Source organism: Actinomadura syzygii (assembly GCF_008085905.1).
Lineage (GTDB): Bacteria > Actinomycetota > Actinomycetes > Streptosporangiales > Streptosporangiaceae > Spirillospora > Spirillospora syzygii.
In genome coordinates this window covers 72,652-89,636 of the sequence record NZ_VSFF01000003.1, presented here as the reverse complement: position 1 = coordinate 89,636, position 16,985 = coordinate 72,652, and the positions used below count along the sequence as shown (strand labels likewise).

Annotated in this window: 24 protein-coding genes; 10 read left to right on the top strand and 14 right to left on the bottom strand. The window is 71.4% G+C overall.

The features are described from left to right. The first annotated feature begins 16 nt into the window (after positions 1-16). Positions 17-235: a VOC family protein gene (locus FXF65_RS07495; protein ID WP_148348998.1), complete on the top strand. Its 219-nt coding sequence runs from the start codon at positions 17-19 to the stop codon at positions 233-235. Between the two features lie 46 nt (positions 236-281). Here the strand turns inward: FXF65_RS07495 and thyX are convergent, their stop codons facing one another. Further along, on the bottom strand, positions 282-1,079 hold the full coding sequence (thyX, locus tag FXF65_RS07490; protein ID WP_148348997.1) for an FAD-dependent thymidylate synthase: 798 nt from the start codon (positions 1,077-1,079) through the stop codon (positions 282-284). A gap of 148 nt (positions 1,080-1,227) precedes the next feature. Here thyX and FXF65_RS07485 point away from each other — a divergent pair, with 148 nt between their 5' ends. Then, positions 1,228-3,288 (top strand): molybdopterin-containing oxidoreductase family protein, encoded by a 2,061-nt coding sequence (locus FXF65_RS07485; protein ID WP_148348996.1) that lies wholly within the window; start codon positions 1,228-1,230, stop codon positions 3,286-3,288. Here FXF65_RS07485 and FXF65_RS07480 read toward each other — a convergent pair. Next, positions 3,251-3,895: a tyrosine-type recombinase/integrase gene (locus tag FXF65_RS07480; RefSeq protein WP_187412201.1), complete on the bottom strand. Its 645-nt coding sequence runs from the start codon at positions 3,893-3,895 to the stop codon at positions 3,251-3,253. The genes FXF65_RS07485 and FXF65_RS07480 overlap by 38 nt on opposite strands. Positions 3,896-4,027: 132 nt before the next feature. Between FXF65_RS07480 and FXF65_RS07475 the strand changes: the two genes are divergently transcribed. The 3 genes from FXF65_RS07475 to FXF65_RS07465 all read left to right on the top strand — a co-directional run bounded on the left by FXF65_RS07475 (position 4,028) and on the right by FXF65_RS07465 (position 4,881). Beyond that, positions 4,028-4,234, top strand: a complete 207-nt coding sequence (locus FXF65_RS07475; protein WP_246198408.1) for a hypothetical protein — start codon at positions 4,028-4,030, stop codon at positions 4,232-4,234. 84 nt (positions 4,235-4,318) lie between these two features. Then, positions 4,319-4,531 (top strand): peptidoglycan-binding domain-containing protein, encoded by a 213-nt coding sequence (locus tag FXF65_RS07470; RefSeq protein ID WP_187412164.1) that lies wholly within the window; start codon positions 4,319-4,321, stop codon positions 4,529-4,531. A gap of 92 nt (positions 4,532-4,623) precedes the next feature. After that, complete coding sequence (locus FXF65_RS07465) at positions 4,624-4,881, top strand: hypothetical protein (protein ID WP_148348993.1); 258 nt, start codon at positions 4,624-4,626, stop codon at positions 4,879-4,881. 190 nt (positions 4,882-5,071) lie between these two features. Here the strand turns inward: FXF65_RS07465 and FXF65_RS45800 are convergent, their stop codons facing one another. Then, positions 5,072-5,197 carry a hypothetical protein gene (locus FXF65_RS45800; protein ID WP_281288885.1) on the bottom strand — a complete coding sequence of 42 codons (126 nt, stop codon included), beginning with the start codon at positions 5,195-5,197 and terminating at the stop codon, positions 5,072-5,074. Positions 5,198-5,357: 160 nt separating this feature from the next. On the opposite strand from FXF65_RS45800, the gene FXF65_RS07460 reads away from it, so the two are divergent. Further along, a complete protein-coding gene (locus tag FXF65_RS07460) occupies positions 5,358-5,720 on the top strand; it encodes a hypothetical protein (protein WP_148348992.1) in 363 nt (120 codons plus the stop codon). A gap of 231 nt (positions 5,721-5,951) precedes the next feature. Here the strand turns inward: FXF65_RS07460 and FXF65_RS07455 are convergent, their stop codons facing one another. From FXF65_RS07455 to FXF65_RS07420, 8 genes are all read right to left on the bottom strand, one after another. After that, positions 5,952-6,248: a DivIVA domain-containing protein gene (locus FXF65_RS07455; RefSeq protein ID WP_148348991.1), complete on the bottom strand. Its 297-nt coding sequence runs from the start codon at positions 6,246-6,248 to the stop codon at positions 5,952-5,954. 47 nt (positions 6,249-6,295) lie between these two features. After that, a complete protein-coding gene (locus tag FXF65_RS07450) occupies positions 6,296-7,066 on the bottom strand; it encodes a class I SAM-dependent methyltransferase (protein WP_148348990.1) in 771 nt (256 codons plus the stop codon). Positions 7,067-7,136: 70 nt separating this feature from the next. After that, entirely contained in the window at positions 7,137-7,556 is a 420-nt protein-coding gene (locus FXF65_RS07445; protein WP_148348989.1) for a hypothetical protein, read from the bottom strand. Between the two features lie 54 nt (positions 7,557-7,610). Next, positions 7,611-7,937 carry a hypothetical protein gene (locus FXF65_RS07440; RefSeq protein ID WP_148348988.1) on the bottom strand — a complete coding sequence of 109 codons (327 nt, stop codon included), beginning with the start codon at positions 7,935-7,937 and terminating at the stop codon, positions 7,611-7,613. A gap of 97 nt (positions 7,938-8,034) precedes the next feature. After that, positions 8,035-8,334: a hypothetical protein gene (locus FXF65_RS07435; protein WP_148348987.1), complete on the bottom strand. Its 300-nt coding sequence runs from the start codon at positions 8,332-8,334 to the stop codon at positions 8,035-8,037. Further along, positions 8,331-8,792, bottom strand: coding sequence for a hypothetical protein (locus FXF65_RS07430; RefSeq protein ID WP_148348986.1), 462 nt, complete (start codon positions 8,790-8,792; stop codon positions 8,331-8,333). Before FXF65_RS07430 ends, FXF65_RS07435 begins: the two co-directional genes overlap by 4 nt. 178 nt (positions 8,793-8,970) lie before the next feature. Then, positions 8,971-10,164 (bottom strand): helix-turn-helix domain-containing protein, encoded by a 1,194-nt coding sequence (locus FXF65_RS07425; protein WP_246198407.1) that lies wholly within the window; start codon positions 10,162-10,164, stop codon positions 8,971-8,973. 62 nt (positions 10,165-10,226) lie between these two features. Next, a complete protein-coding gene (locus FXF65_RS07420; protein ID WP_246198406.1) occupies positions 10,227-10,862 on the bottom strand; it encodes an HAD family hydrolase in 636 nt (211 codons plus the stop codon). 172 nt (positions 10,863-11,034) lie between these two features. Between FXF65_RS07420 and FXF65_RS07415 the strand changes: the two genes are divergently transcribed. The 3 genes from FXF65_RS07415 (at position 11,035) to FXF65_RS07405 (ending at position 13,415) form a co-directional block, all read left to right on the top strand. After that, complete coding sequence (locus FXF65_RS07415; protein ID WP_148348983.1) at positions 11,035-11,406, top strand: molybdopterin dinucleotide binding domain-containing protein; 372 nt, start codon at positions 11,035-11,037, stop codon at positions 11,404-11,406. Positions 11,407-11,493: 87 nt separating this feature from the next. Continuing rightward, complete coding sequence (locus FXF65_RS07410; RefSeq protein ID WP_148348982.1) at positions 11,494-12,120, top strand: GAP family protein; 627 nt, start codon at positions 11,494-11,496, stop codon at positions 12,118-12,120. A 53-nt stretch (positions 12,121-12,173) separates the two neighbouring features. Next, positions 12,174-13,415, top strand: coding sequence for a DUF1266 domain-containing protein (locus FXF65_RS07405; RefSeq protein WP_148348981.1), 1,242 nt, complete (start codon positions 12,174-12,176; stop codon positions 13,413-13,415). Positions 13,416-13,424: 9 nt separating this feature from the next. Here FXF65_RS07405 and add read toward each other — a convergent pair whose 3' ends face one another. Further along, a complete protein-coding gene (gene add / locus FXF65_RS07400) occupies positions 13,425-14,450 on the bottom strand; it encodes an adenosine deaminase (protein ID WP_246198405.1) in 1,026 nt (341 codons plus the stop codon). 109 nt (positions 14,451-14,559) lie between these two features. Here add and FXF65_RS07395 point away from each other — a divergent pair, with 109 nt between their 5' ends. Beyond that, the gene (locus tag FXF65_RS07395) at positions 14,560-15,543 is read left to right on the top strand and encodes a helix-turn-helix transcriptional regulator (protein ID WP_148348980.1); all 984 of its coding nucleotides are present in this window, start codon (positions 14,560-14,562) and stop codon (positions 15,541-15,543) included. Positions 15,544-15,617: 74 nt separating this feature from the next. Here the strand turns inward: FXF65_RS07395 and FXF65_RS07390 are convergent, their stop codons facing one another. Both FXF65_RS07390 and FXF65_RS43575 read right to left on the bottom strand, forming a co-directional pair. Next, positions 15,618-16,565 carry an SDR family oxidoreductase gene (locus FXF65_RS07390; RefSeq protein WP_148348979.1) on the bottom strand — a complete coding sequence of 316 codons (948 nt, stop codon included), beginning with the start codon at positions 16,563-16,565 and terminating at the stop codon, positions 15,618-15,620. 64 nt (positions 16,566-16,629) lie between these two features. Next, complete coding sequence (locus FXF65_RS43575) at positions 16,630-16,776, bottom strand: GPGG-motif small membrane protein (RefSeq protein WP_169809212.1); 147 nt, start codon at positions 16,774-16,776, stop codon at positions 16,630-16,632. Positions 16,777-16,985 lie beyond the last annotated feature (209 nt).

Sequence of the window (16,985 nt, the reverse complement as noted above, 5' to 3'; positions counted from 1 at the left end):
CGCTTCCAGCACGCCGATGAACCTCGGCCGCGCCGCCCACGTCGGGATCTCGGTCTCCGACCTCGACGTGTCGATCGCGTTCTACAAGGCCCTGACCGGCCGGGAGCCCGTCGTCGCGGACGAGGTCACCCGGAGGCGGCGCTCGGCACCCAGGTCGCCTACTTCAACGATCCGGACGGCACCAACCTGGAGATCATCCGTCCCGAGGGCGGATTCGCCGCCGACTGACGTCTGAACCGCCCGGTGCCTTTACCTTGTAGATTTTTCCGCCGCCGACCCGGTCAGACCTTGCGCCACTGGGGGACCCAGGTGCCGTCCTCAACGACGTAGTCGCCGAAGAGGTCCGGGGCCTCCTTGCGCATCAGGTCGCCGATCTTGCCGAACAGCAGGCGGATCTCCTCCTCGGCGCCCGGCGCGGTGCGGTTCTCCAGCGTGTGGCGCAGCGTGCGGACGTTCGCCGTCCAGACCAGGCCGGTGCCGAGGCCCTCGGGGGCGAACCGCCGCATGAAGGACGTCTTGTGCTTCTTCTCCTTGAACGGGACGCCCTCGTCGTCCAGCCGGAAGTGCCCGGCCATCCAGCCCTGGAACTCCTCCATCTGCTCCAGCAGCGCCGTGGCGCGCTTCATCAGCTCGGGGTCCTCGCGGGCCCACTCGGGGAACCAGAAGGGGATGTCCTGCAGCCGGACGAACCGCAGCGACTCCTGCGAGATCGCCACTCCCGGACGGTGCCGCACCAGCTCGTGCGTCAGGACGCGGCTCACGTTGTGCAGGACGAAGCTGAAGCTGACGTGCTCAAGCACCGACCCGTGCAGGCTGCGCAGGATGTTCTCCAGGTACTCCCCCGAGTTCGTGCGGACCTTCTTCACGTTCGGGTTGAGGCCGGGCTCCCAGGAGCGGTAGCAGAGCCGTCCGGCGAACTCGGCGAGGTTCTGCGGGTCGTTCAGCTCGTCGTCGAGGTCGCCCCGGTCGAGCCGCTCCAGCCAGCTCTCGCCGCCCACGTCCCGCAGGTACCGGGCGACCTCGTCGTAGTCCAGTTCGGGCCGCGCGACGAGGAACACCTCGGGTTCGACGCTCTTCACTCTCGTTCCCCCTACGGGTCGGTTCCGTCGCCCCTAGCAAACCACCACGGCGGGGACGGCCGCGACCTGGCCCGGCGGCCGGAGGTAATGAGCGTCCGAGATGACGCACATGCCAGACTGGGGGCGTTCGCGTCGACGGGGAGGTCCGATGCCGTCAGAGCTGAAAGTGCTGGGCGCGTGCCCGCTGGACTGCCCCGACGGGTGTTCGTGGGTGGTGACCGTAAGGGACGGCGAGGCGGTCTCCCTGCGCGGCAACCCCGATCACCCGTACACGCGCGGCGCGCTCTGCGCGAAGGTCAACCGGTGGCTGGAGCGCTCTCGGCAGCCCGACCGGATCCTGCACCCGCTGCGCCGCGTCGGCCGCAAGGGCGAGGGGCGGTTCGAGCGGATCACCTGGGACGAGGCCCTCGGCGAGATCGCTGACCGGCTGGACGGCGTCGTCCGCGAGCACGGCGGCGAGGCGGTCTGGCCGTACTGGGGCACCGGCACGCTCGGCTACCTGCAAGGTCTCGAGGGGTACACGGGGCGGCGCTTCTTCAACGTCCTCGGCGCGTCCGCGCACGACGCCGACATCTGCTCGGCCGCGGGCAACGCCGGGCTGACCGCCTCGGTCGGCTCCCCCGGCGGCATGGACCCGGAGGACATCGCCCACGCGGGGCTCGTCCTGCTGTGGGGGACGAACCCGCTGACCAGCGGGCACCACGTGTGGAAGTTCGTCCAGCAGGCGCGGCGGAACGGGGCGCGGCTGGTCGCGATCGACCCGGTCCGGACGCGGACGGCGGCGCAGGCCGACGAGCACCTCGCCCCGCTGCCCGGCACGGACGCCGCGCTCGCCCTCGGCCTGCTGCACGTCATCGTGGGCCTCGGCGCGCACGACCAGGAGTACCTCGAACGGCGCACGCTCGGCTGGGCCGAGTTCCGGGAGCGGATCGCGGAGTTCCCGCCGGAGCGGGCCGCGCGGATCACCGGCGTCCCGGCCGAGCGGATCGTCGCGCTCGGCGAGCGCGTCGCCCGGACCCGGCCGACCGCGATCAGGGCGACGCAGGGCCTCCAGCGGCACGCGGGCGGCGGTTCCGCGCTGCGCGTGATCTCCGCCATCCCGGCCGTGACGGGCGACTGGGCCCGGCTCGGCGGCGGGGTCGCGTTCTCGACGTCCGGGCACGTGAAGTTGAACAAGGCGGCCCTATGGCGGGACGACCTGCGCCCCGGGCCCGTCCGGACGCTGTCGATGAGCCGCCTCGGCGAGGGGCTGCTCGACGTCCAGGACCCGCCGGTCAAGGCGCTGTTCGTCATGGCGGCGAACCCGGCGGCGAGCACCCCGCACCAGAACAAGGTGCGGCGCGGGCTGGCCAGGGACGACCTGTTCACCGTCGTCATGGACCTGTTCCCGACCGACACCGTCGACTACGCCGACATCGTCCTGCCGTCGACGGCGCAGCACGAGCACGCCGACCTGCACGAGGGTTACGGGCACCTCTACCTGACCTGGAACGAGCCCGCCGTGGCGCCGCCCGGCGAGTGCCTGCCCGCGACGGAGACGTTCCGGCGGCTGGCGCGGCGGATGGGCCTGGACGAGCCGAGCCTCTACGACTCCGACGAGAGCCTGGCCGAGCGGCTGCTCGCGTCCGGCCATCCGTGGATGGCGGGGATCACGCTCGACCGGCTGCGCAAGGAGGGGTTCGCGCGGATGTCCGTCCCGGACCCGTTCCTGCCGTTCGCGGAGGGCTTCCCGACCCCGTCGGGACGGTTCGAGTTCCGCTCCGACGCTGAGGGGCTCGCCGGGTACGTCCCACCGGCCGAGGTCGCGGACGAGGAGCGCGCCGCCCGCTACCCCCTCGCGCTGATCTCGGCGGCCCCGCACGAGTTCCTGAACACCCAGTTCGCCAACAACCCGGAGCTGCGGCGGAGGGCGGGCGCCCTCACCGTCCGGATGCACACCGACGACGCGCGGGCGCGCGGGCTCAGCGACGGGCAGCCGGTCCGGGTCGGCAACGACCGGGGTTCCTTCGACGCGACACTGACGGTATCTGACGAGGTCAGGCCCGGGGTTGCAGCGACGACCAAGGGGCACTGGGCCAAGCTCGCGGGCGGCGCGAACGCCAACGCGGTCGTCGCCGAGCGCGCCACCGACCTCGGCGGCGGCCCGGTCTTCCACGACACCCGCGTCGAGATCACCGCAATCCCTGATGATCTTGGGAATGCACATTGAGTGCACCCTGTTCATGATCCACATCCAGGGCCGCGTCGATGAGGTCGGTCATCCGGTCCTCGTTGTCGGGCAGCAGATGCCCGTACCGGTCGAGGGTGATGCTCGCGCTGGAGTGCCCCATCCACTCGCTGACCGCCGGAATGCCCTCGCCGCCCGCGAGCAGCACCGAGGCGAACCAGTGCCGGAGCGCATGCATCCCGTTGTAGTCCCGCGGCGGGGCGTCCGGCTCGCGCTCCTTCGCGGGATCGACGATGCCCGCTTTGATCGCTGCTGGCTTCCAGATGCAGCGCGCGAACCATGAGCGGTGCAGCGCACCCGGTTTGGGCGGCCGCACCTTCTTGCCATCATCGCGTTCGATTGGCCCGCTGGTGAAGATCAGCTCGATCGTGACCGGATCACCCTCCGGGTTCCCCCATGGCAGCGTGACCGTTACCGGTGGGTAGCGCCGCATGTGCTCGGCCAGCGCCTCCTTCACCGACTCCGACAGCCGCACCCTGCGGGTCTTGTCGTATTTGGGCAGCGCGAGCACCAGGACCCACTTACCGCCCGCGTTCTTCATGACCTTGACCTGACGGCGGACGTCCACCTTCGGCTTGGTCTCAGCCACTCCACATCCGCCGGGACAGGCCGAAGATCTCGCCCTGCCGGAGGCCGAGGCCGCCCCCGGCATCCACCATCGCCTTGTAGCGGCCGGGCAGCGCGTCGCGCTGTTCGGCGAGTTGCGCACGCGGGCAACATCGTGTTCTTCGACTGGGGCGCGACCGACCGCATCTCCGCGATCGACCACGTCGGCGTGGTCGAGGTCGTGCTCGGCGGTGGGCGGCTGCAGACGATCGAGGCGAACACCTCGGACGCCGTCCGCCGGCGCGTCCGCGACGCCGGCGTGATCGCCGGGTACGGACGGCCCGCCTACGCCGCTCCCTCGCCGCCGAAGCCCACGTTCTAGGCCGTCCACTCCACCGTCGCGCACCGCCGGGTGTGAGTGCCGTGGGCCACGCCGACCCTGCTGAAAGGCTCCACCGGGCCCCGAGTGAAGTGGCTGCAGGACGCGCTCGTCGGGCTCGGCTACGAACTGGACGTCGCCGGCGCGTTCGGCCGGGACACCAAGAAGGGCGTCCTCGCCTTCCAAAAGGGCCACCGCGACGAGAACGGCAACAAGCTCGCCGCGGACGGCGAATACGGCCACCACTCCGCCCGCGCCCTGTTCATCGCGCACGGCGGCGCGCCGCAGCACGCCATCTGACCTGATCCACAACGGATCCATCGCCGCTACCAGCGGCAACGCCGCTCCAGCTCCCAGAGTGGGAGCAACTGGGAGCAGATTAGGAGAACGCCATGAACGACTTCATGGTCTCGCTGATCCGCACATGGGTGCCGGTCGGCATCGGCAACGCCCCAGCCTGGCTCGCCCTGCACTACGGCGTCATCCTGGACACCGACACCAGCACGAAGCTCAAGCTCGCCGCCGCCGCCGTCGCCGGCTACTACGCGCTCGCCCTGGCCGTCGAGCGGCGCTGGCCGGGCGTCGGCCGGTTCCACGTCGCGCTGGGCCTGCGGCGGACGCCCGCGGCCTACGACAAGATCGCCGCGTGAGCCCGTCCTACACCTGGTCGCGGATCAGGTCCGGCGCCGGGACCCCGGACCCCCGAGTGCCGTAGCCTCGGGCCTGCGACCAAGGCTTCGATCAGCCCCGATCGAGTGCGCCACCGGCGCGGCTTCGGCCAAGGGGCACCACCAAGAGACGGCCCACCGTCCCTCCTCTGGAGGGCGGCGGGCCGTTTCGTCATGTCCGCAGCACCTCGACCAGGTCCGCCGTCGTGAGGCCGCCCCCTGCGAGCACGGCCTCCAGGGCGGGCACGCTCGCGCAGCAGTCCACGAGAACCTTGTACTTCCGAGCGCTTATCTGCACCAAGTCAAGATCGACTAGCGGTTGGAAGCCCGATGGCGGTCCCTTGGCGTAGGCACTGCGCGGCAAAGAAACCAAGACTATTCACGCATTGCGTTCGAATAACTACACATAGTTAACGTTGGGTGGTGTTCTTCGCCTTCGAGCCTTGCTAGGAGTTCTTATGTCAGCCATCACCCGACGTGCCAGCGCCACCCTGGCCGCGCTCGCGGTCACCGCGACCCTGCCGCTGGTCGCACCAGCCGCCGCGCACGCCGCAACCGGCACTGTCACTTACTACTTCCCCACCCGTAATCCGAACTTGGTCCAGTTCGAGAAAGGCCAGGTCGTCAACCCGCAAGGCTATGTCCGGTACAAAACCGCCGACGCTGGCGGCAGCGTCCGTGTGGCGGATCAGATCCATAACGGGACCGACAAGGTCCTCCGGGCCTACTCCGACCAGAACTGCACCTCCTATCCACCCACCGTGATCAGGCCAGGCAGCACTGGGTATGGCGCCTTCCGCTGCTTCCAGGCTCTGGGCTGACCCTCATTCTGACACTGGCCCCCGGCCGTAGCGCGAGGAGACGTGCCACGGCGTCAGGAGCCCGCAGCCGTGACCCGCGTCCCGTCCTCCCCGCTCCGGCGGGGAGGACGGGACGTTTCAACCAACGGTTGGGATGCCGAGGTTGATCCTCGGGAGTTGACTGCGCCTGCGTGCCTCCTGCGGCCCCCGCCCGGTTCGTCGCAGATGGGCGGAGGCTTCTGCGATGCGGGTCTACCGGAGGGCGTCGCGTTCCCGGCGGGCCTCGTCCCGCTCGAAGGTCAGCATGGTGATCTCCTCGGCGACGCGGTCGAGGAAGGCGTCGACCTGTTCCAGGCTGTACCCGGTCGCGAGCCGGGTGGTGGCGAAGCCCGCCTTCATGACGTCGGCGGCGGTGAGCCGGTCCACGCCGGGCACGGCCGCGTGGCGGGCCTTGGCCGGTTCGCCCGTCGCGCCGAGCGTTTCGGCGATCGTGGTCACCTTGTCGGCCAGGGCGTCCAACCTCGCGAGGACGTCTGCGTCGTGGGTCATGCCACCTGTCCTAGCACCCGAGCCCTGCGGACGGGGTGGGTTCGACGTCACGGGTTGCACGTCAGCTCGGCCAGGTAGAAGCCGGTGCCGGGCGAACGGGTGGCCGTCTGCAGAGTCCACGCGGAACCGGTGAGCAGGTGGCGCAGCTCGTCGGGGCTGAGCAGCAGCCGGTCGAACCACTCCGACGTCCAGGTCTTGTAGCGGACTCGCATCCGGACCTGTCCGGGCATCCGGCCGCACTCCCGGTTGCGCTGATGGTAGGCGCGGTGCTCGGGGGCGGCGGTGTGCGGGTCGTGCCCGATCGCCAGCAGCCGCGCGTCCGGCCGGGCCAGCCGGGTCAGGCTGTCCAGGACGTCGGGCGCGTGCTCGCGGCTGCCCAGTAAGCCGAGGTTGCCGCCGAGCATGAGCAACGTGTCGAAAGTGCCGACGTCGCCGGGCTCGGTCACGGTGCCGATGCGCACGTCCAAGCCTTGCTCGCGGGCGACCGCGACCGCGCCGGGTGAGGGGTCGAGCCCGACAGTCTCGTGGTCGCCGGTCAGGGCGAGCATGTGGCGGCCCGCCGCGCAGCCGATGTCCAGGACGCGGCCGGTCGCGAGCGCGACGGCCTGCCGCTCCACGGGCAGCCACTCGTCCGGCCGGGTGAAGTACCGGTAGGCGTCTTCGATGCTGACGAAGCCGTCGTCGCGTTCGATGATCTGCAGGTGGGTGCCGCGCCGGGGACCGGCGGCGTGCGCGTCGCGCAGCAGCGCGCCATACCCGTCGTCGGGGGTCGCGCCGTGCGGTCGCGGGCCGGTCGGCATGCATGCGGTCTCGTTCATGGACTCCTCCAGCGCGCGAGGGTGGGGGCCGCGGCCCGGGTGCGCGCCAGTTGACCCGGGCCGCGGAACTCTAAGGCCGCAGGGTGGCCGTCGGGATGCGGGCGCCGAGCATCTCGGCGGCGCGGCGGGCGGCGTCCTCGGGGTCGGGCGGGAGGATCGCGCCGTAGCCGTCGTCGGGCGTCCAGCGGCGGTAGGTCTGGCCGTCCCAGCCGAGGACCAGGGGTCCCCGGTTGCGGTAGGTGATGTGCACGCGGGTCAGGCCGGAGTCCTCGTCGCGGACGGCGGAGACCGAGACCTGCGGGGCGATGCGGCGGACGGCCGCGTCGAGCTTCTCGGCGGGGCCGAATATCTGGGTCATGCCTCCGGCGGCGGCGAGCCGGGCGAGGTGTTCGCCGTCGCAGCAGCACACGGTGGCGCATTTGCAGTCGCAGCCTGCGGGGCAGCCGCAGAACTGCTCGTCATAGGGCGGGGTGTTGTTGCAGCAGCCCACGGAATCGCCTTTCTGGTCGGTGGAGGGGCGCGTCTGCCGGCGGGTGTCGACGGCTCACTCGGCGGCCGGGGCGGGGTCGAGCGGCGCGCCGAGCGTCCGGGCGATGCGGGCGGCGGCCTCGCCGGGGTCGCTGCCGAGCTGGGCGCCGATGTCCGGGCCGCTGTCCCACCGGTAGGTTTCGAGGTTGGCGTCCCAGACGATGCGGCGGGGGCCGCTCGACCCGTAGCTGACGCGCAGGTACCGCGTCGGCTCGGCGCTGTCCGTCCCGCCCTCGCCCTTCGCCGTCGAGAGGTGGCCGGGGTTAACACAGGCCGCCTGTACCTCCGGCGCGCGGGCCCGAACGGCGTCATAGAGCGAATCCACCTGCCCGTAGAGCTGCATCGGTCTTCCTCGTCTCGTTCGATCTCTGGATGTGCTGGATTGGAAGGGCGGCGCGGCCGGGACAGGGGGCGTTGTCGGCCGACAGCGCCGCCCTGGCTCAGCGGCGCGGTTCCCGCGCGGTGTCGTGCGGTGGGGCGTCGGCCTTCTCGCCGGGGTCGTTGCGCCAGGCGCGGCCGGGCTCGGCCATCCGCGCGGCGAGTTCCTCGCCCGCGACACGCAGGTCCTCCGCGATCCGGGACGAGACGCACGCCCAGGCCAGCTCGCCCCACTGCTCGTGCTCGACCACCCGCCGGTCGTCCCGCTTGGACACGGCGCGCCACGACCCGTCGGGCAGCTCGTACACATCGAACCCGGCGATCGCGCGCTCGGCCTCACCCGCGTAGCGCGGGCCGATCACCGCTCGTCCTCCTGGTCCTCCCCGACCCCGACCTCGAACTTCGGGAGCCGTAAGAGCAGCAGCGCCAACTCGTTCGGGTCGTTGCCGTACATCTCGCCGACCGCGGCGGGCCGGTCGACGTAGTCGGCGTAGTTGCGCTGGGCGTGCCAGACCGGCTGGGTCTCGCGCAGCTCGAACGCCCACTCGGGGAACCACCGGCGCAGGTTGGTCAGGTGCTGCATGCGCTCGGCGTGCGGGAGCGCGTCCTTGGTGGGCACGAGCGCCGACAGGTCGACGGCCTGGGCCATGAGCCGTCCGAGTAGTCCGGGGAGCTTGGCCTCGGCGACCGAGTGCCCGCCGGTCCACTTCTGCGACGGCTCGCGGATGGCCAGCCACGGGACGGGCCGGGTTTGGTCGTACTCGATCTGCCAGCCCGGGTTCTCCTCGCGGAGCCGGGTCAACTTCTCGGATATCGTCATCGTCAGCCGGACCTCGTTTCCGGTCAGGCCCCGGAACACCTGGCGTTCGCGCGCCAGCCGGGGCCGTCTTTATGGCCAGGCGGACGGGCTGCCGTTCGGCGGCCTACGTCCACGCACCGATGCTGATGGCCGACAAGGCTGGGAAGTGACACACCTGGTGTCACCGGCTCTGAGCTGGCTAAATGGCCCGTGCCCACTCCGCGAATGCCACAAGGGCGTACGGAGGGGACACGTGGAGACGAAGCAGGGTGACGAGGGCATCGTGGACGAATGGATGCTCGCGCACATGCTGGGGAGCGATCTGCCGGGCCATCTGGAGCGACCCGAACACCTCGTCACGCAGGCCCAGCCACAGTTGGGCGCGTGCCAGGTCGATGAAGTAGTGCGAGCGGCGTTCGGCTGGGAGGCTGTCCAGGCGCGCGTTCCCGTGGGCGCCCTCGCCTCCTGACGCGAGCTCGACGGCACGCGCCGCGTCCCCGAGTTCAACGGCGACCGAGACCTCGTGCACATGCAGGGAGGCTGGACCGAAGGCGGTCCCGTTGTAGATCCCCTCCGGGGTCTCCCGAGCAAGACGCCGGGCCGCCTGGAGGTGATCGCTGACGGACGCGAAGTCCTCGGTCAGTCTGGCGGCCACGACGGCGGCGCGCATGTGCAGGGCGCCTGCTGCGGCCCGCAGCTCGGGTGAGGTTGGATCGGGCATCTCGTCCAGCGCGTTCTCCAGAGCCCTCAGCCCAGGGGCGAGATTGCGGCTTCCCGCGAAGAACACCTCGGTCCGGACGTAGGCGGCGGTGGCGATCAGGGTCGGATCTTCCGCGGCTTGTGCAGATCGGCGCATCAATTCGATCAGGCGGGCGGACAGGTCGTAGTAGCCGTACTTGTAGGCGACGGCGTCGGCGGATCGGTAGGCGACGGCGAGCAGGCCCGCCGCAGAGCGCTGCTCGGTTCCTTCTTCGAGCACGGCACGCGATAACTCGCCGAGCAACGGGGGGAGTTCTTCGGCGAGGCGCGTGTACTGCGAGGTCAGGCGGCGCTTCGTCGCATTCTCGGTCAGCTCGCGCAGCCGTGCCAGGGGGCGCACGGGACCGTCATCAGGAACGTCGTAGGCGTCGATGGCGACGCGGATGTCGGGGATTACGGCGTGCACCCGGCTGTCGGTCTGAACCCGGCGGTCGGTGAGGGCCTCCGGCTCGACACCGAGCGCATCGGCGATCGACTCCAGAACTCGGTCGGTGACAGGACGGCTGCCCTGCTCGACCTTGCGTAACGCGCTGAGTGAGATATGCGCGTTCCCGGCCAGTTGCCGCTGAGTGAGGCGCCGCGCCACTCGCTTGGCGGCGATGCGATGGCCGATCCGCCTGTCCCTGGTCACCACACGCTCCGTGGTCGGTCCCAGTGAGCAAAGGTACACAGCCCGCCGCCGTCGAGCGCCAGACCTCAGCGGAGCAAGCCGGGAAGGTCGGCCAAGCTGTCGACGACCCAGTCCGCGGCCCCGCCGCCGTCCGGGTCGGCGGCCCACAGATATCCCCATGGTCCCCGGCGCACGAGCGCTGTCCGCAAGCCCGCGGCCCTGGCCGGCCCGACGTCGTTGGCCGGGTGATCGCCAACGTAGACGATCTCGCCCCGGCTGCCGGGCGCCCACTCCGCTACCCGAGCAAAGAAGGCCGGATCCGGCTTGGCCACTCCCCACTCCTGCGAGGTCGCGATCGCATCAGCAGGCAGATCGAGTGAGCGCAGGCAGTCACCTGCACGCGAGGTCTGGTTTCCCGCGATGCCAACCCACAGGCCCAGGGAGCGAAGATCGGACAGAGCAGGGCGGACGTCCCCGTACAGATCAGCCTCCGTGATCTGCTCACCGCATCCAGCGGCGATACGGGCCTTGCGTTCGGCGGGGAGGTCGAAGCCCGGCTGGATGAGGCGCAGCGCGTCTGCGTTGTCACGACCCTGGGCCGTCACGGCGCCGACGAGAGCCGACATCGTGTGCGGCGGAACCCCTAGCCACTCAGCCCATGCCCGCCACTCCCGGGTGTCGTCCACAAGGGTTTCACCGACGTCGAAAACCACAGAGATCACTGCCCCAGGGTACGAACCAAGCCGGCTGTGAGGACGTGCATTGGGCCAGTCCCCCAGAGTTCCCGAAGTCTTCCCGGCAGTGCACATCGAGTGCACCTGACGCCGGGAAGAGGGGTGACCTCTTCGGGAACTCTGGGGAAGTGTTCCGCTAGGTCAGAGCCGCGATTCGCCATTGCGCCGCTGGTCGCAGCAGGATGCCGTACAGAACACCCAGTTCGCCAACAACCCGGAGCTGCGGCGGAGGGCGGGCGCCCTCACCGTCCGGATGCACACCGACGACGCGCGGGCGCGCGGGCTCAGCGACGGGCAGCCGGTCCGGGTCGGCAACGACCGGGGTTCCTTCGACGCGACACTGACGGTATCTGACGAGGTCAGGCCCGGGGTTGCAGCGACGACCAAGGGGCACTGGGCCAAGCTCGCGGGCGGCGCGAACGCCAACGCGGTCGTCGCCGAGCGCGCCACCGACCTCGGCGGCGGCCCGGTCTTCCACGACACCCGCGTCGAGATCACCGCGATCCCGGACCGCCAGGAGACGGTCAAATAACGGTGAGCGCCGGCCAACGCTTGCCGATCACTCCTCTTCGCGGACGGTTGCGCGGGTAGTTCCCCGCCGTCGTCCCGCGGAGGGAACATGAGCCTTCAGATCCTCCCCCTCGCCATCACGATGATGGCGGGGCCCCAGATCATGGCCGCGATCATCCTGGTGACGGTGCCCGGGGCGGTGCGGGTCTCGCTGGCGTTCCTGGCCGGCGTGCTCGTCGCGGTGACCGCCGGAGTCGCGATCACGCGCGGGATCTTCGCGCTGGTGGGTCACGGCGTCTCGCTGGGCGACGCCTCCGACGACTCGTCCGTCGGGAAGATCATCCAGTTCGTGCTGATCGCCCTGCTGGTGGCCGCGATGGTGCGGAACTACCGGAAGCGGGCGACGGCGAAGCCGCCCAAGTGGCTCGAGACGCTGATGACCGCCGGTCCCGCCAGGGCGCTCAAGACCGGGCTGCTGGTGATCCTGCTGATGCCGTCGGACATCATGGTGATGCTGACCGTCGGGGCCAACCTCGAGCAGCACCACGCGGGCGTCGGCTCGGCGGCGGTGTTCATCGGCGCCACCGTCCTGATCGCGGCACTGCCGCTGCTCGCGCTCCTGCTGTTCCACCGGCGGGCGGCGCGCGCCATGCCCGCGGTGCGGGAGTGGATGGACACCCACAGCTGGCTGATCAACATCGCCTGCTGCGCGATCTTCATCCTGCTCATCGTGTGACGGAGATCGTCGCGGGGGCGGGAGCCGATACGGTGGTGCCCGCGGAGGGGACCATGACGTATCAGCCCATACTCGACCGGGCCAGGAAGTTCGAGCGGCAGGGGCGCCCCGGCGAGGCGGCGGCCGCGTTCGCCGAGGCGGCCGAGGCGATGGAGGCACACGGGGACCGGACGTCGGCCGTGGCGGCGCGGGCCCGGTGCGCCCGCGCGCTCGCCGCCGCCGGGCGGACGGGCGAGGCGCACCGCCTGCTCGACTCGCTGGACCGGGCGGCCGCGTCCATGCCGGCCGGGGTCAGGGCCGGGCTGGACGCGCAGGCCTCACACGTCCTCGCCGCCGCCGGTCGCACCGGCGAGGCGGCGCGCCGCGCGTGGGCGGCGATGAGCGGGTTCTGGTCGCTGCACGACGCGAAGCGCGCCGACGCGGCCGGGGTCCACGCGGCGCGGCTCATCGTCAAGGACGCCGGGCCGCGCGCCGCGCTCCGGCCGCTGCGCGAGCTGCTCGCCCAGATGCCGCCCGGCGGGGACGGGAGCCGCCAGGTCGCGAAGCTGCTCGCCGACGCCGAGCGCCGTCCCGACCGCGACTACGACATCCTCGTCACCGATCCGGACAGCGCGGCGTGGGGACGGCTCGCCGCCGCCCTCGCCGTCGGCGCGCACCTCGCCGTCGGCAACGGCGTCGCCTGGAACACGCTGAAGGACGACGAGTCGTCGGGCGATGACCGCGTCCTGCTGGAGCGCGACTGGGGAGTCACCGACCACCAGAGCTGGCGCGAGCAGATGGACGCGCTGCTCGACGCGAACAACAGCGACCCCGCGATCCAGATGGTGCTCGACCGACGCGGGCGTGGCACCGACCGGCGGGCGTGGCATGCCGCGATCGTCGAGTGGTGCGGGGAACGCGACATCTCGGAGAAGACCGTCCGCGAAGTGGTTGACCTGTCCGAGCTGGTCCTGCGGTACGAGGCGCGGTTCCGCGCGGACGGCCTGCTCCCGCCGGAAGGCCGGGTCGAGAGCGTCTACGGCTACGATCTCGGACGCGGCGTGAACATGGCCCGCTGGGGCCTGAACGCCGGGTACTGCGACGCGGACGAGGCCGAGAAATGCGTCCTCACCGCCGGGCAGCGCGCCCACCAGGTCTACACGTCGTGGGGGTCGTTCTCCGCCGGGTACGTCCTCGGCCGGATGCTCCGGTTCGACGAGGGCGCGTTCGGCGAGTGGTACGACCGGTCGCTCGCGGGGCACCGCGTCCTCGCCGAAGATCCGGAGAGCCCCTGGCGCCGGATGGCCTGGGGCTGACCTCCCGGTTCAGATGAGCGCGTCGATGTCGGCGATGACGGCGCGCCGTGCGTCCTCGTCCATGGACGAGGCCACGGCCGCGTTGCGGGCAAGGGCGGCGAGAGCGGCGCGGTCCAGGCCGAAGACCTCGGCGGCGGCCAGGTACTCGCCGCTGAGGGTCGTGTCGAACATCGGCGGGTCGTCGCTGTTCAGAGTCACGAAGAGGCCCTCGTCCAGCATTCGGGGCAGCGGGTGGACGGCGAGTTCCGCGACCTGCCCGGTGCACACGTTGGACGTCGGGCACACCTCCAAGGGCAGCCGCGTCTCCCGCAGGTGCGCGACGAGGCGGGGGTCGTCCAGGCAGCTGATGCCGTGGCCGACGCGCTCCGCGTGCAGCCCCTCGATCACCTCCCAGATCGTCTCCGGGCCGGACATCTCGCCCGCGTGCGGGAGGCTGCGCAGGCCCGCGGCGCGGGCGGCGGCGAACGCGTCCCGGAAGGCGTCCCGGTGCGGCGGGCGGCACTGCTCGATCCCGGCGAGCCCGAACCCGACGAGCGCCGCGGGCGGGTGGCGCAGCGCCTGGTCGAGGGTGCCGCGGGCGCCCTCCGCGCCGAACTCGCCGGGGATGTCGAAGATGTAGGCGACGCGGACGCCCAGCCGGTCGCGGGCGTCCCGGGCGGCGAGGTCGAGCGCCTCGGTGATCGCGGGCATCGGCATCCTGGCCCGCTGGTGCGTGTAGGGGGTGACGGTCAGCTCGAAGTACGGGACGTTCTGCGCGGCGAGGTCGCGGGCGACGCCGGTGACGAGCGTCGCGACGTCCTCCGGGGTGCGGACGAGGCTCGACACCGCCTCGTACACCTCCGCGAAGTGCGGGAAGTCGCGGAACTCGTAGAAGGCGCGCAGCTCGCGCTCGTTCACGGGGACGGGCCCGTCCGGGTGGCGGCGGGCGAGTTCGAGCACGGTCGGCACGGACGCGGAGCCCACCAGGTGCACGTGGAGCTCGACCTTCGGCAGGGCCTGGATGAACGCCTCGATGGACGTGATCTCGGTCAGCACGCCGCGAAGCTAACAGCCGGAACGCTCTGCGCGACAGGCGAATACGGCGAACCTGCCACAGAATTGTCAGGAACTCGCCGGTGTCCTCCGGTGCTGGTAGACAGGGCCGGTGCGGGCGGCCAGGTTGATCTCGATGGTGTTGCTCCTGCAGTCGCGGGAGGCGATGACGGCGGCCGAGCTGGCGCGGGAGCTGGAGGTGTCCGAGCGCACCGTCTACCGCGACATGGAGGCGCTGTCGGCGGCGGGCGTCCCGGTCTACGCCGAGCAGGGCAGGCGCGGCGGGTACCGGCTGGTCGGCGGCTACCGGACGCGGCTCACCGGCCTCACCCGCGAGGAGGCGGAGGCGCTGTTCCTGTCCGGGCTGCCGGGCCCGGCCGGCGACATGGGCCGCGGCGACGCCGTGGCCGCCGCCGAGCTGAAGGTCCTCGCGGCGCTGCCCGCCTCGCTCCGCGACGCGCCCGCGCGGGCCGGGCAGCGGTTCCACCTGGACGCGCCCGGCTGGTTCGGCGAGTCGGGCCCGCCGCCGCTGCTGCGCGACCTCGCCCGCGCCGTCTGGGCGGACGAGACCGTCGAGCTGCGCTACCGCCGCCGCGACGGCGAGGTCGCCCGGACGGCCGAACCGTACGGGCTCGTCCTGAAGAACGGGACGTGGTACCTCGTCGCGCGGGTTGGCGGCGCGGACGGAGGCACGCACCGCACCTACCGGGTCGACCGGGTGACGGGCGTCCTGCCGTCCGGCGAGCGCTTCGACCGGGACGACGGCTTCGACCTCGCCGCGCACTGGCGGGAGCGGGCGGACGCGTTCCTGCGCTCGATGCTCCGCGAGGAGATCACGATCAGGCTGTCACCGGCCGGGATGCGGCTCCTGCGGTACGCGGTCGAGCCGTACGCGGCCGAGCGGGCGGCGGCGGACGCGGGCGACCCCGACGCGGACGGCTGGGTGGTGACCACGCTGCCCGTCGAGTCGGCGGTGGTCGCCGCGTCCGAGCTGATGCGGCTCGGCGCCGAGGCCGAGGTGCTCGCGCCGCCGGAGCTGCGGACGGCGATGGCCGACCGCGCCGCCCGCCTCGCGAAGCTCTACGCGCCGAGTTGAACCGGCGGCCTTGGTGCGCTCGGCCACGGGCATGACCGTTCGCCTCCTCGTCGGGCGTCAGTGGCGGGCGGGCGTCATCGGTAGCCGGTGGTGTCGGCGGGACGTCCCGCCGCCTCGACCTCCACGATGTAGCGCCAGGCGTCCGGACGGCTGCCATCGGCGTCGGTGAACCCGTACTCCTTGGCAAGCCCGCCGCTGGACAGGGACGCCCCGTTCCAGCGGGCCCGGTCCGGGTCGGCGGCGAGGGCGGCGACGGCGCGCCCGACGAACGCGGGCGACTCGGAGATCGCGAAGTGCGGGACGGTCTTCGTCGCGTCCCGCCAGTTCTCCTCCGTGACGCCGAAGTTGTCGAGCATCGCCTCCGAGCGCAGCCAGCCGGGCGTGAGCGCGACGGCCGTCGCGCCGAGCGGCCCGATCTCCTCGGACTGGGCGAGCGCCATCCGGATCACGGCGCTCTTGACGAGGTCGTAGAAGTACCCGACGTCCTTGCGGTAGGCCGCGTTGTACTCGGCGGTCCCGTCGGTCATCTCGACGACGAGCCCGCCGGGCTCTCGGATCAGCAGCGGCAGCGCGCGGTGGCTCGTGATGGCGTGGGTCTCGATGCCGAGCCGCAGCATCCGCAGCCCGTCGTCGAGCGACTGCTCCCACAGCCGCTTGCCGAACTCGAAGTAGCGGTCGGAGCCCCACACGTCGTTGACCAGGATGTCCAGGCGTCCGCGCTCGTCGTCGATACGGGCGACGAGGGCGGAGACCTGCGCCGGGTCGAGGTGGTCGACCTGGACGGCGATGCCCTCGCCGCCCGCCGCCGTCACCAGCTCGGCGGTCTCCTCGATGGTCTCGGGCCGGCCCATCTCGGACCGGCCCGCACGGGTGGACCGCCCGGTCACGTACACGGTCGCGCCCGCGGCGCCGAGCTCCACGGCGATGCCGCGGCCCGCGCCGCGCGTCCCGCCCGCGACCAGCGCGATCTTCCCCGTCAGCGTGTTCTCGTTGTCGTTGTCAGCTGTGTCGGCACTGCTCATGGGGACGATGCTGGCAGCGAAACCTGACAGCCCGCGTCAGCGTTCCGTCCCCGGAAGGGCCGGGTCAGGTGAAGATGCTCACTCCGCCCGGGCCGACGAGCAGCCCGACGACGATGAGGATGATGCCGAAGATCAGCTCCCGGCGGGCCAGGATCACATAGATACCGGCGATCACCATGATCACTGCGATGAGCCAGAGGATTGTCATCATGGCGTGCGGGATCCCCGAGGGGCTCGTCCCGAAAACTGATCCCGTGTTTCGGATGACCGAAATAGCCGTTATGTGCGGAGAGGGGAGGGACTCCCCTCTCCGCCGGGATAACGGCGATCACCGACGTCGCGGACGGGCGACGTGGTGGCCGCTCACAGTCTTTCTTCCAGGGGTGGGTCACGAAAGGACCCATAGGACCATTTCGGCCG

Bases quoted from the DNA above. Each gene is read 5' to 3' on its own strand.
- FXF65_RS07495 (WP_148348998.1), top strand. From the start codon at position 17: ATGAACCTCGGCCGCGCCGCCCACGTCGGGATCTCGGTCTCCGACCTC.
- FXF65_RS07485 (WP_148348996.1), top strand. From the start codon at position 1,228: ATGCCGTCAGAGCTGAAAGTGCTGGGCGCGTGCCCGCTGGACTGCCCC.
- FXF65_RS07465 (WP_148348993.1), top strand. From the start codon at position 4,624: ATGAACGACTTCATGGTCTCGCTGATCCGCACATGGGTGCCGGTCGGC.
- FXF65_RS07460 (WP_148348992.1), top strand. From the start codon at position 5,358: ATGTCAGCCATCACCCGACGTGCCAGCGCCACCCTGGCCGCGCTCGCG.
- FXF65_RS07455 (WP_148348991.1), bottom strand. From the start codon at position 6,248: ATGACCCACGACGCAGACGTCCTCGCGAGGTTGGACGCCCTGGCCGAC.
- FXF65_RS07450 (WP_148348990.1), bottom strand. From the start codon at position 7,066: ATGAACGAGACCGCATGCATGCCGACCGGCCCGCGACCGCACGGCGCG.
- FXF65_RS07440 (WP_148348988.1), bottom strand. From the start codon at position 7,937: ATGCAGCTCTACGGGCAGGTGGATTCGCTCTATGACGCCGTTCGGGCC.
- FXF65_RS07430 (WP_148348986.1), bottom strand. From the start codon at position 8,792: ATGACGATATCCGAGAAGTTGACCCGGCTCCGCGAGGAGAACCCGGGC.
- FXF65_RS07410 (WP_148348982.1), top strand. From the start codon at position 11,494: ATGAGCCTTCAGATCCTCCCCCTCGCCATCACGATGATGGCGGGGCCC.
- FXF65_RS07405 (WP_148348981.1), top strand. From the start codon at position 12,174: ATGACGTATCAGCCCATACTCGACCGGGCCAGGAAGTTCGAGCGGCAG.
- FXF65_RS07390 (WP_148348979.1), bottom strand. From the start codon at position 16,565: ATGAGCAGTGCCGACACAGCTGACAACGACAACGAGAACACGCTGACG.
- FXF65_RS43575 (WP_169809212.1), bottom strand. From the start codon at position 16,776: ATGATGACAATCCTCTGGCTCATCGCAGTGATCATGGTGATCGCCGGT.